Annotated in this window: 12 protein-coding genes and 1 pseudogene; 9 read left to right on the top strand and 4 right to left on the bottom strand. The window is 63.2% G+C overall.

What is annotated here, in order from left to right:
- Positions 1 to 120 precede the first annotated feature (120 nt).
- Both OXQ95_RS14175 and OXQ95_RS14170 read left to right on the top strand, forming a co-directional pair.
- Positions 121 to 1080, top strand: coding sequence for a DUF2493 domain-containing protein (locus OXQ95_RS14175; RefSeq protein WP_121905584.1), 960 nt, complete (start codon positions 121 to 123; stop codon positions 1078 to 1080).
- 1144 nt (positions 1081 to 2224) lie between these two features.
- Positions 2225 to 2635, top strand: a complete 411-nt coding sequence (locus OXQ95_RS14170) for a single-stranded DNA-binding protein (RefSeq protein WP_037527256.1) — start codon at positions 2225 to 2227, stop codon at positions 2633 to 2635.
- A gap of 58 nt (positions 2636 to 2693) precedes the next feature.
- Here the strand turns inward: OXQ95_RS14170 and OXQ95_RS14165 are convergent, their stop codons facing one another.
- The gene (locus OXQ95_RS14165) at positions 2694 to 2981 is read right to left on the bottom strand and encodes a hypothetical protein (protein WP_267382044.1); all 288 of its coding nucleotides are present in this window, start codon (positions 2979 to 2981) and stop codon (positions 2694 to 2696) included.
- A 704-nt stretch (positions 2982 to 3685) separates the two neighbouring features.
- Here OXQ95_RS14165 and OXQ95_RS14160 point away from each other — a divergent pair.
- Entirely contained in the window at positions 3686 to 3850 is a 165-nt protein-coding gene (locus OXQ95_RS14160; protein WP_242152865.1) for a hypothetical protein, read from the top strand.
- A gap of 190 nt (positions 3851 to 4040) precedes the next feature.
- Here OXQ95_RS14160 and OXQ95_RS14155 read toward each other — a convergent pair whose 3' ends face one another.
- Positions 4041 to 4361, bottom strand: a complete 321-nt coding sequence (locus tag OXQ95_RS14155) for a hypothetical protein (protein ID WP_267382043.1) — start codon at positions 4359 to 4361, stop codon at positions 4041 to 4043.
- A gap of 254 nt (positions 4362 to 4615) precedes the next feature.
- On the opposite strand from OXQ95_RS14155, the gene OXQ95_RS14150 reads away from it, so the two are divergent.
- The 3 genes from OXQ95_RS14150 to OXQ95_RS14140 all read left to right on the top strand — a co-directional run bounded on the left by OXQ95_RS14150 (position 4616) and on the right by OXQ95_RS14140 (position 7469).
- Positions 4616 to 5008: a DUF3768 domain-containing protein gene (locus tag OXQ95_RS14150; protein ID WP_267382042.1), complete on the top strand. Its 393-nt coding sequence runs from the start codon at positions 4616 to 4618 to the stop codon at positions 5006 to 5008.
- Positions 5009 to 6420: 1412 nt separating this feature from the next.
- Positions 6421 to 7107 (top strand): ParA family protein, encoded by a 687-nt coding sequence (locus tag OXQ95_RS14145; protein ID WP_121905587.1) that lies wholly within the window; start codon positions 6421 to 6423, stop codon positions 7105 to 7107.
- Positions 7104 to 7469 (top strand): hypothetical protein, encoded by a 366-nt coding sequence (locus OXQ95_RS14140; protein ID WP_147453227.1) that lies wholly within the window; start codon positions 7104 to 7106, stop codon positions 7467 to 7469. Before OXQ95_RS14145 ends, OXQ95_RS14140 begins: the two co-directional genes overlap by 4 nt.
- A gap of 424 nt (positions 7470 to 7893) precedes the next feature.
- Here OXQ95_RS14140 and OXQ95_RS14135 read toward each other — a convergent pair.
- A pseudogene (locus OXQ95_RS14135) lies at positions 7894 to 8291 on the bottom strand (VOC family protein).
- A gap of 70 nt (positions 8292 to 8361) precedes the next feature.
- A complete protein-coding gene (locus OXQ95_RS14130) occupies positions 8362 to 8622 on the bottom strand; it encodes a hypothetical protein (RefSeq protein ID WP_121905588.1) in 261 nt (86 codons plus the stop codon).
- Between the two features lie 308 nt (positions 8623 to 8930).
- On the opposite strand from OXQ95_RS14130, the gene OXQ95_RS14125 reads away from it, so the two are divergent.
- Genes OXQ95_RS14125 through OXQ95_RS14115 form a run of 3 tightly spaced genes read left to right on the top strand, consistent with a single transcriptional unit; the run spans position 8931 to position 11799 of the window.
- Entirely contained in the window at positions 8931 to 9494 is a 564-nt protein-coding gene (locus tag OXQ95_RS14125) for a hypothetical protein (protein WP_346731971.1), read from the top strand.
- Between the two features lie 32 nt (positions 9495 to 9526).
- Positions 9527 to 10924, top strand: coding sequence for a relaxase/mobilization nuclease domain-containing protein (locus tag OXQ95_RS14120; RefSeq protein ID WP_183128850.1), 1398 nt, complete (start codon positions 9527 to 9529; stop codon positions 10922 to 10924).
- Positions 10921 to 11799, top strand: a complete 879-nt coding sequence (locus tag OXQ95_RS14115; RefSeq protein WP_121905590.1) for a hypothetical protein — start codon at positions 10921 to 10923, stop codon at positions 11797 to 11799. The genes OXQ95_RS14120 and OXQ95_RS14115 overlap by 4 nt, the downstream gene beginning before the upstream one ends.
- The last annotated feature ends 318 nt before the right edge of the window (positions 11800 to 12117 follow it).

Below are 12117 nucleotides of genomic sequence, written 5' to 3'. Positions count from 1 at the left end.
CCCGGTTTTTGCGGTTTCCCTCCGCTGCGCTCCGGTGCGGGCGCCTCTTATTCGGCCGCCCAGGAGGTGCGCATCCGGCGGATAGGCCGCCGGCCTCGATCAGATGAAGGGCTTGACCCCATGACCACTTCCCTCGCTGCCGCACTCTCCGATCTGGAGCTTGGACACCTCGAACCCCGCGCCGAAGACATTTCAGGCATGTGCCCGCCCTCGACCGAAGCACTGGAGCAGACCACCACCGCCATCTGGAGCGACCTGTTCGCAACCCTCCAGAACACGTCGCTCGAGCGCGACATCGAGGAGATGGGCTGGGGCCTAGTCAACCTCTTCCACCGGGCCGCGGCGAAGAAGCACGCGACCATCGACCGTCTCACCGACGAGATCAGGCTCCTCCTGGCCGAGCAGGACGGTTCGGAGATCAACACCGCTAACCTCGAGGACAAGATCGACCTTGCGAAGAAGATCGAGGAAGCCGCCACCTGCTACGAACACATGCGCGACACCGCAGCGGCTCACTATATCCGCGAGACCGGCCGTTCCTGGATCCCGTCGACCGGCAACCGCATTTCGCTCGGGGTTACGTCGGCAATCGTTGACGGACGCGCCTTCCTTCAGGCTCGCCGCGAGCGCGTCCGTGACGCCAACACGGCTCAGGGCACCCCGGTCGTGTTTGCCGGGGGACGGCTGACCTTCCGGACCGACGAGGACATGAAGGCGTTTGGCGACAATCTGCTGCGCACCCTGGGTGCGGTTCGGGAGCGCGTCGGCGACATGTATCTCGTCCATGGCGGCGACATGAAGGGGATCGAGCGCATTGCGGCGTCGTGGGCCGAGCAAAACGGCATCCAGCAAGTCCGCTTCGGTCTCGATCGCAAGCTGGGTGATCGTGCCGGCTTCCGTCGCAACGAGCAGATGCTCTCGCTGAAACCTCGCTACGTCATCGCCTTCCAGGGTAACGGCGTGACCGAGCGCTTGGTAATCGACGCCAAGAAGGCCGGTATCCGCGTGGTCGACCGCCGCGGCCCGCTCGGCACCCCGCCCGCAGCTCAGAACGCTCAGCGCGACCGAGAGGTCGCCTGAGCTTCGGCTCGGCCGCTGGCAAAGCCAGCGGCCTCGCCCTTTGCGGCCTCCCCGCGGAAATCCACTTACTTCCACCCCGTTGAGGAGCAAACCGATGCCTCGCCCAAACGGTTACAGACGGCTGCGCAAAGCTGGCGCTTCGCGCTTCCGCTGACGGCGACACCTACCACGTCGTCATGACGGACAACCACAGCGCTCCTCGCGCGCGCGGAACGAGGCTTTTCGACACCGTCGCAGACTCCGGCCCCGGCCTCCCGCCTGAGTGGTGAGGAAGCGGATCGCGCTGTCGATGCCATGATCGGTCGTGCAGGCTTTCCAAGGCGAACAGCCGAGCGTTGATGACTGGTTCCTAAGGGCAATCTTGCGAAGGTTCGGGTGAATAGTCTCGCGACCAGCGCGCTATTCCGCCGAGCCCCTAGCCGGTCTTGGCCTGTTCGGGTGACGCTCGACTGACGGGGACTTATCGCGCCCAAATCGCGATTCCGACGCGGAGCGGTTCCTTGGGGCGAGGCCGGAGCCTGCCCCGGGGCCGTGTTCCTCCCGGACAGGGGGCACGCCACCTCCACCGCGTTGGTCTCTGCGCCGGCTTCGCCGCGTTGTGCCAGGTGGGATGCACTGCCGGCAGGCACGTCAGCCGCGCTTGGTTCCTGCCGTCCAGGCGGGACGCTGCGCAGCACGAACCCCCCATCGTCATCTCGACACGCACGACGCGCGCGCGCCGTGACGGCGAAAGGCGGCACCAAGGTCCACGCCGCAACCATCATCCTTCACGACAGGCACCGGCGCAGGGCGCGAGCACCGGCGAGGGAGGGTGTCAGAGAGCGCCTGGATAGCGGAACCAGGAACAGTGACACTGCCGGACGAGCAACGCGACAAGGGCGTCCTGCTTCACGGTTCCATGTCCGTTGCCGGCCGGTGGGGTCCATCCCCTCTCTTTCCTGAACGACCTAATCCGGCCGTCCACCCCCTCCAACCCGCGATCATTCGGGCCGAGTTGCCGTGTGCCACGGCTGCCCGCACCACCCCTTCGATCGGGGTTCCCCTGCGCGTCTTCGCGCTTCCGGTGGAGAGGGCGTCCTGGCCGTCTTTTTTGGTGTTCAGTCGAGGGGACGGACCCCCCGGCGAGCAAAAAAGGAACCTCGAAATGCAGAACCTCGTCATCCTCGCCGGCAACGTCGGCGCCACGCCTGAAGTCCGCACCACCCAGGGCGGCACCAAGATCACCAACTTCTCCCTCGCCACCTCGCGCCCCAAGCGCGACCAGGATGGCAAGACCATGAAGGATGGCGAAGGTCGCCGGGTCGAGGACACCGAATGGCATCGGATCACCTGCTTCAACGGGGTCGGCAAGACCGTCGCGCAGTATGTCGAGAAGGGCCAGAAGGTCATGGTCCGGGGCCGCATCCACTACACCCGCTGGACCGACGATCAGAACATCGAGCGCTACGGTGTCGAGATCATCGCCGACGAAGTGACCTTCCTTTCCTACGGCAAAAGCCGCCAGGAACGCCAAGGCGCCGCCCAGGACGATGAGGCGGATGACGTCCCCTTCTGAGGGAGGCAGTACGGGCCCGGAGCTGACGCTCCGGGCATCTTCTCGCGTTCACCGGCAATCAGGACCGCAAGGTCACAAATTCTGCAAAAAAGCAGCTAAACCGCCTGCTTGAGCTGCTCGGGTTGCTTGTTGTGCGGCAGCTTCTCCCTGAATGTCGGTGAACCATACGATCGTTGAACGGCTTGCCGATGAACGTCGCTTTGTCGGGCATGTCCCCCGGACCCGGCTTCACGTTGCCGCTTGCGATCACGATCTCGATCCAGGGCCAATGCTCGGCAACGTAATGGGCCAGCGCGAACCCGTCAGTGTCGCCAGGCATCTCCACGTCGGAGAACAGTAGCGTCACATCGTCGGCGTGATCGGCTAGAAGGGTTTTAGCCTCCTTGCCCGTACTCGCCTCGTGAAAACGAAACCCCGCCCTCCTCTAGAATGTCGCAGGCGTGCATGAGGATAAACGGATCGTCGTCGACGACCACGGCATAAGGGACGGTAGAGCTCGCCATCCCGTCTAAACCCTTGTTATGAAACCGGGTTGTCTTTGTTGGTGTCTCGAACCGAGTTGGCGTCTCCCGGCGAAGCCGGGACCGTCGCTCTATTCCGCTTCGCTGCACCGAGCCCGTAGCCGGTCTCGGCCCGTTCGGGTGACGATCGACTGACGGACGCGCAGCGCGGAAACTTCTTTCCGGAAAGCGGCAACTTCCTTCCATCCTAGCCCGGCCGGGGCTGCACCGCCGCGCAGCGCACTGTCCCCGTCGACATCGGGGCGCAGAGAGGGGGCACGGACTGGGCAGGTGTCCACCGCGCCTGCGAGGGCGCGCGTTACCGGCAAACCAACGCTGAGCACGACGTTCCGGGCAGGCGGGCTTCACCCCGCTCTTGAGGCGCAATCCTTGGGCCGGCTCAGGGCCTTGTACGATCAACCCGCCAGGGGTCCGGGCGCTTCGCTACGGCTTTTTTCGCAAGCGAAAAAAGTGATCGCGGCCCTTCCCCGTCCTGTCGGGCGCCTGTCGAGCGGGGATGAACCCCGCCGGCTTCACAGGAGCCTCGGACATGTTCAACGATATCTGGATCGCCCGCAAAAACGCCATGGGCCTCGCAAGAACCTTGATGGTGGCAACCATGGTCATCGCCGTCGGCACCCAATATTCCGTCATCACCGCCGAAGATCACGACGGCTCGCTCACGATCGTCAACGAGTACGACCCTTACGCCTGAGCCTCCCGGGGGGCTTCGGCCCCCCTCCCCTTTCCGCTCGTCATGAAGGCGCCGGAGCGGGCATCGAGCCCGCCCCGGCCCTGCTGCGCAAGCACGGCAGCGCCGCGAGACGAAGGGCATCTGCTTCTTTCTATCCACCGCTTGGGTGCGGGATCCAAATTCAGACGGTATCTCTTCCGGAGGCGGGCAATCAGCTCCACGCCGTCCGGACAGGCGGCAGTTCCTCGAACATCTTCATCAGCCGCGGGTCGCGCAGGAGCGTCACCCATTCGCGGCCATAGGTTCGCGACGCCAGATAGAAGGTAGACCCTTCGCACTCGACCATCCGGCAGCGCTCCAGCTTGTCGACCAGCGAATAATCGGCGCCGTGGCGTGCCACGATGTCTTCCAGCTCGGCCCGCATCAGCGTACCGCATTTGCAGCACCGGGTCCGGACCAACGCCTTCATCTGGAGCATATCGCCAGCACTGTCCATCCAGCGGGGCCATAGGGCAACGATGTTGGCAGCCATTTCCATGATCGAACGATACGCCCCGATCGGCGTGGTCGTCCAGCATCAGCCTCGACCTGAAGTCTCTTCCAGGTCGACGATCCGCGCGGCATTTCGGGCTCCTACGTCCTGGCCGGGGCGCCCTCCCGCGCAAGCCCGCCAGCGGGCTTCTCCACTCCGTTGCGACCCTACGGGTGCGCGAGCGATCTATGCCCCGGCCGTCCTGTCGCCTGTCGAAAGGCCCCGATCGTCGGGGTCAATGGCAGGAGACCATCATGGCCGAGCAAACGCCCCAATCGAACCCCGCAAAGGGTGGCGCAGAAGAGATCGCCCGCCTCAACGACTGGCTGCGCGAGCATCTCACCGCCCCGGGCAACAACCGTGTCGTGATGACCAGCGGGATCGCAGACCTGATAGGCGACGTCAGCCTCTTCCGAAACTTCCGCAAGCGGGCGGAGCTGCTCCGTGCCGTTCGCGACTTTGATGCTTTCGGCGACGCGATCGACGCGTATGGCGAGCACGACCTGGGCCGGTTCCGGTTTGAAGGCACCGACTGCTACTGGAAGATCGACTATTACAATCACGACGTGACCGCAGGTTCGGAGGATCCAGCGGATCCCTTCAAGACCACGCGCATCCTCACGATCATGCGCGTCGACGAACGATGACGCACCGCCCCGGCGCTATGGCGTCGGGGCTATTCGTTCTGCCGAAAGGATCGGATCTCGAATGTCGAGGCCCCCCCTCCCCACTCAACGCCCCGCGATGAGCGCAGCCGAGCGCGCGCGACGGGAACGCGAGATCGAACTCGCTGGTGGCAACGTCCATCATGACGGCGGCATTCTCTCCTGTAAGATCGAGGCATCAACGCCCGCGACTTGCCGCAGAATTTGATTGAGACCAGCTGACGGTCGCTATCTGGACCTCGACGGTTGTCCGGGAAGGGTAACTGGTGCGCGGCGGGAGGGAAGACCGTCGCGTGGGTCGGCCCCTCCCCTGCCCTACCAACGTCGGAAAGGCTCTGTCGTCAACTCTGTCCATCGTGACGACCGGGCGGAGCCAGCGTCAAGGATGCGCGGTTCCCCCAATTTTGACGCGGCCTTCGCTGCGCTTCGGCCACGACAAAATCGGTACCCCCACGCCCCGCTCGCGCGGCCGCTGGGCGGTCCTGTGACCCTGACCCCACCCGATCGTCAGTCGGCATCCGTCTCAACGAACAGACGGAGGTTCACATGCACGTCCAAACCGCACGCACCCAGGCATGGCTCGCTGAATTTGCAAGCATTCAAGCGGAGATCGCAGCACACGGGATGCCCGAGCGGGTACCGCTCCCCGCAGTAAAGCGGTCCCGCAAGCTCAAGCCGCTCTGGGAGGAATGATCACTGACCGGGCTGCTTCGGCAGCCCGATTAGAGGATCGGGTCTTCGTCTTGAGCGTCGTTATATCCGGTGTGGTGCAGGTCGTGTCGAACGAGATCGGGCCGTGGGTACTTCACGATCGATTTCGCCATTTTGCGCTTTGGTGAACGCCGATCGCGTTCGTCGCGTTCGGCGTCTCAATCTCTTGTCGATTTGTGGCTTGGCACTGCGGATTCATCAATTGCTTTGGCGACACGCGAACTGAGGGTGATTGTTCCTTCGTCTGGTAGCTGCTTGGTAGCAACGAGCTAGCGACATTGTAGCGATCTGATCGCGGTTTGCGTTCGGGTAGCAACCCGATAGCTATGACGTAGCATGTTCATACACGGTGTGGCCCTGCTCCTCGCGCCTATACAACCGCGTCTCGACGGTATCGCAAGGGTGCGTATCGCTAGTTGGTAGCAAGTAGCAACCGGCTACCAACCAGGCCGTGAGCATGTAGCTTCTTGGCCGCAACATTGTCGCACCTAAGCTGCAACAGGCTCGCGATAAACTCGCTACCACCTCGCGGTCTATTTGCGATCAAATCGCAACCATATCGCAAGCTGCTCGCTGTCAGATTGCGTCAAAGTCGCTAGACGCTAGCTGCTAGGTTGCGATATAGCAGCTTCATGAACGCTGGCTGCTACATGGTAGCAACCTGGCCGCAACGGGAGAGCAGCATGCCAGTCATCAGCTTCGTGTCGCCGAAAGGCGGGGTGGGCAAGACCACCGCGACATTGTTGCTCGCCGGAGAGTTGGCGGAGGCGGGGGGTACCGTGCGCCTGATCGATGCTGACCCGAACCTTCCGCTGGTCGACTGGGGCCAGTTACCGGGACGACCGGATGCGATAACTGTCGTCGGGTGCCGCGACGAAAACGCGATCATCGACGAGATCGAGAGGGGCGCGTCGGAGGCGCGCTTCACACTCGTCGACCTCGAAGGCGCGGCGACCGCGACCGTCACGTTCGCAATCGCGCAAAGCGATTTGGTGATCATTCCTTGCAAGGGGTCGCATCTGGATGCCACCCAGGCTGCCCGCGCTATCAAGCTCGTCAAGCAGACGGCGCGCGGCACCAGGACAGAGATCGATTATGCGATCCTGTTCAGCCAAATCCCGCCGGCGCTGCGCTCGAACAATCAGAAGGACATCGCGGAGCAGTTCAACGATGCTGAAATTCCAGTCCTTCCGGTCATGATCTATAATCGCGAGGCCTACCGCGCGATGTTCGCCGCTGGTGGAACGCTTCGCACCATCAACGACAAAGGCGTCGGCAACATGAAGGCAGCGCTCGAGAACGCCGAGGCCTACGCGGCAGCGGTGATCGCGAGGCTGCGTAAGGCGCGTACCGTGAAGGAGGCAGCATGACCCGGACCCGGCTCGATCTCTCGGAGTTCGATGATACGCCCCCGAACAAGGATCCAGCCAAGCTACGCGAGATCAGCGACGGGGCGGGCTTTCCGTCGCGTCCGGCTGTCCCAGCTGTAGCTGCTCCGCCTGTAGCGGCGCCCGTGCCTCAAGAGCGTCCCCAAGCCGGGACATTCCAACGGCCGCCACGCGTAACCGGCAATCGCAATATCGCGATCAACGTGAGGGTAGATCCCGAGACCGCTGCGCGACTCTATGCTCTTCGTGACGCGGACCCGGCACGCAAACGCGTGCTCGCCGACGTCGTCGCTGATGCGGCGCTTTTGCTTTACGAGCGCGAGATTGGCGGGGCTGCTTCATAGGCAGGGCAGGGGGCTTGCATGGCCGTTAGCGCGGCGACGCAACGCAATCTTGGTTGACCGCCCGCGCGCCGCAGAACCTCGTTAAAGGCGGCCCCACGATCGAATAAATAGGGCGTGATACCTCGCTTGGCAGGACCGCGACAGCGCCCGAAACACCATACGAGCGGCGCTCGCGTGCACAGGCGCACGGGCGATCGCCAACCACCAACACGACGCAGTCTGTGGCAGGCCGGCAGGGGAGGGGGCAGCCTGATCTGGCGCCGTCAATCTGCTTTCGGGTATCCTGCTAGGCCGCGCTGAAGCGAGCGCCGGCCGTCAGCCTCCGTCGGCGCAACACCCAGACAGGCCGTGGCTGCCAAGATTGGGGAACCGCTGCGTTCGATCCCAGCCAATGCGCTTACCGCATAGAATGGCGGATCGAAGGTCATCCCTTGCCCACGCTAGGTTCGATCAAATCCCATCGGTTTCCGTAGAGGTCTTCGAAGACCGCCGCCGTGCCATATGGTTCATGGCGAGGCGCTTCAACAAAACGGATGCCCCGCTGCGTGTAAGCGAGGTGGTCACGGGCAAAGTCGTCTGCTTCGAGAAACAGGAACACGCGACCGCCGCTTTGATCGCCGATCGCCTCACGTGGCCGGTCGCCAACCGCTCGCGCTAGTAACAGTCCGTTTGCCGCACCATGCGGCGCGACCACCACCCACCGCTTGTCATCGGTCAGCACGGTATCTTCACGCAGTTCGAAGCCAAGCTTCTCGACGAAGAAGAGAGCGCGGTGTCATATTCGTCGACAAGGAGAGCGGTCAGGTTCAAGCGTTGAGGCATCCGATGAGGCTGCCCTAATCTGGATACTAGGCCAACGCCGGCTTCTCGTCTGGATGGTGGACCTGGAAGCCTAGCCTAGCGACGCAAGCTGGCTTGCCACCGCTTTGCCGCCGTGTTTCGAAATAGCCGTCGCGATTGCCCGGGCATCCGCTTTGTCGATCGCTGCAATTTTAACCCGCTCGAGCGCTGCGGTTAGAACCGGACGACCAGCGTCTCGAGCCGTCTGCTCCGCCGCCTTTGCCTGTTCGTCCAGATGAGCAAGTTCCGCTTTTAGAGCTTCCCGCCGAGCCTCGATTGTTGCGAGATCGACGGCGTTTCTTGATCGAGCCATTCTTTGAATCCGGTTCCAATAGAGAACAACTTACCATGTTGCGGGCAATCCGGGAGATAGCAGGTAGGCGTACCTAATCGTACAAACGCCTTGCGCCGGCGCCACAAGAACGAAAGTTACTTGTAGCAAGCATACAGTCAATCACTTTTCACCTCCGCGTTTGGAGTGATTTAGCTCCAAAAAGGTCGTTGTTTCATGAGAACAGGCAATTACTAGGGATGGCAGGATATGCCTCACGGCACCAATGTTTAACATTGGTTTGTGGGGCGCCGCTGCACGGGGCTTTTGAGATGAATGTAGGCCTGCGGTTGAAGGACGATTTGGTCGCCGAGATCGACCGCGTTGCCGCGGCGAATGGGCAGACCCGAAGTCGCTGGATGGCAAACGTATTGGCCAACGCAGTGCTGGCTCCGGAGAACGATGACATTCCGGTGATGCCGATTCAGGGTAGGGGGGATCCCGACGATCTCATTCGCGTCACCGTCCGCCTCGACCGGAGCGAGGTCGAAGGCATCGACACCGTAGCGGCGCCGATGAAGATGACGCGAAACGAATGGATCAAACGCACGCTTCGCTGGCAGCTTTGGGACAAGGCGGGCGTGCTGAGGCTGGCGCCAGCCACCCAGGCTGAGATCGTCGCGTTGCGCAAGCAGGTGCTTCTGATCGGCCGGAACATCAACCAGGCGGTCCATGCGATGAACGCCGCCAACCAGCCCGAAAGCTCGCTCGACATCGCCCGCGTCGCCGGTCCCCTCATCGAGAAATGTGAGGAACTGAAGACGCTGCTGTTTACGACCCGGCTGGGCCTATCTGCTTCGATCGGGGCAGAGGTCGGGTACTGGACCGAAACCTACCGAGCGTCAGGAGCGTGAGCTTCCGCTTCTCTTCTGGAACGATGGACTCCATGGCGGGCGTCTTCGCGCCGCCGAAGAAGTACCGCCTCGGGACTGGAGGCGGCAACGCAAAGGGCCCGAGAACGGGGGGCACGATGCTCGGTCTTGCCGTTGCGTCGATGTTCCCGAAAGCCGCATCCTCGTCGGGGACGTCGCGTGCCAGTGCGCAGGCTAAGCACGCTTTCGGGGGCGGAACGCAGGCCCGAATGAGCGGCCAGGCGACCATGGCTGCGGATCGCACATCGCGTCGCGTCCCCGAGGTCATGGTGCGGATCACGGGGCGACAGCATGGCGGCGGACACGTCATGGCCAACTTCGCCTACATCAGCCGGCTGGGTCACGGTTCCGACGAGGAACTCGGTCTTGAAACGAGCGAGGGCGTCATGCTGCGTGACGGACGGGACATGCAGATTCTCGCGACGGATTGGCATAGCTTCGAGATGGACGGGGACGCCAGACGCAAGGGTGCGACGTCCATTTCGATGATCCTCTCGATGCCGACGGGGACCGATCCGGAGCGTTTGAAAGCGGCGGCCCTGGACTTCGCACGCGAGGAGTTTGCGAACCGGTCGTGGGTTGCCGGCCTTCACGTCGATCGCGACCATCCGCACGTTCACATCACGATCGCGCGTCGCGATTTTGACGGGCGCCGCTTTCATCCGGACCGGGATGATCTGTTTCGATGGCGGCAACGCTTCGCCGAGAAGCTCCGCGAACGCGGCATCGAGGCCAACGCCACGCCGACCAGGGCGCGCGGTATTGACCCCGCGCATGAGCACATTGCGGTACAAAAGATGCGCGACAAGGGGCAGGTTCCGCGGCTCGATAGGAGCCGGGCGGAGCGCGCCATGCGCCTCCGCGACCAGGGTATATCCGACCCGGTCGAGGCCATTATTGCAAGTCGGCAGGCCATCGTTCGCGCGACCTATATGCGATCCGTCGCGGAGCTGTCGGCTTCGCCCTCCCTCGCCGATCAGGTGGTGGCACAGAGCCTCGGGCGGTTCGTCGCGGCATTGCCGCCGCCCGAGCCCAACTCCGCTCGGGCGATGCGTGCCGGTTCACCGTCCCGCACGCGCGGCGCGATTGTCGATGCTCGGACGCGCCCCGCTGTTGCGGATCCCGGGCCCGATCCGATCGCCGCAGCACTGGAACGTTCTCGCGTCTTGCGTGGAAAGCTGGAGGCCAAGCAAGCACTTCGGGAGAGACCCGAGCGGACCGAAGACACGCCGCATGAACGCCGACCTTCGGGGGTATCCGAGCGCCTTCGCTCGCTTATGGACGAGGCCGAACGGCAGGCCACGGCACCGACGCCAAGCAAGCCGGAGGAGGTCCTTCGCGAGATATTGGATCGCGACCGCGCCACTCGGGACCGAGTGCGTTCGCCGGATAAGGGTGGGCCAGAACGATGAGCACGGACAAGGTAAGCGTTGCTCTTGCAGGCGTTCTGGATGCGTTGACGTTCGTGCAGGAGCAGCTCGATGCGCTGACCGCGAGCACCCAGCGCATCGAGGCGACACACAAAGAGATCGTCCATAGGCTCGACACGATCGATGCGGGCCAGGCCGCCGTGACGGATCTAACGCCGATCCTCGAGATGATCCTAGGGCGATCGATCGGCGATCGTGAAATCATGAAGACGCAACTCGGTACGATTGCGGCGGCGATCGGCTTCGCCCATGCCGCCGCTAACGGTAACCGAGCACCCCTGCCTGTCGCAGTAGCCAGCGATCCGCTCCTCGAGCGCTTTATCCTGACTCAACCCGCGGATCTGTTATCGGACGAGCGGTCCTTGACGGACTGGCGCAACGCCGCGTCGGCCGCCAGCACAGCCGAGCTTATTGTTCTCCTGAACCGGCAGTATCAGCCCTCACCAACGGATACCCCGGAGACCCGGGTCCTGCGCTACCGCCTGGCGGCACTAACGCGAGCCGAGATCAAGGGGAGGGGGGCTGCGCCGCCGGCACCACCGGGCACCACCGTGGCGGTCGATCGTACAGCCTCGGCTTGCCTGATAAGGTCCCACGAACTCGCCGAGCTATGGCGTGCAGGGGAAAGCGCAGCGCTTTACGGCGAACCCGAACTGGCGGGCGCCATAGATATCTTCGACGATGCAGAGCGCAGGCTGGGGCCTGCGGCTGGGGAGCATTCTCTACCCGAGCTGGTCTCGCTTCACAGCGATCTAGCCAGCCGCATCGAGGCAGGCGATCGACCGGACATCGGTGACAGTCGCAGGGCTTCCAGCAACGACCGTGCGACTGCGGTCGAGCTCACCAAGGATCGTTAGACGAAGTACGTTAAAGCGGATCGGCGGGTTCCGACCAACTCACGCCGTTCCTCAGCAAAGGGGTAAATGGCGGCTTCTCTCAAAACCTGCCACTCACCCTACGCGAACACGATGTTCGGCTTCGCGACCCCTCCCAGCCATCCCCCTGTTGAGTGAGAGGCGATTGACCTGCCATGTCGGAAAACACCCGTTTGTCGTGCATCCAGGATGGCGACAGGGTTTTCCGCCGTAATCGATGCCTTCAGGGACAAAGGCGTCGTCCCGGCACGGTCTGCTGAACAACAGCTACTGCCAGATCCGGCCGCTCGTGGGCGATGT

Origin of the sequence: Sphingomonas sp. GC_Shp_6 (assembly GCF_026540835.1) — a bacterium.
Taxonomy (GTDB): domain Bacteria; phylum Pseudomonadota; class Alphaproteobacteria; order Sphingomonadales; family Sphingomonadaceae; genus Sphingomonas.
The sequence above is the reverse complement of the archived record's forward strand: the minus strand, read 5'-3'. Positions and strand labels throughout refer to the sequence as shown.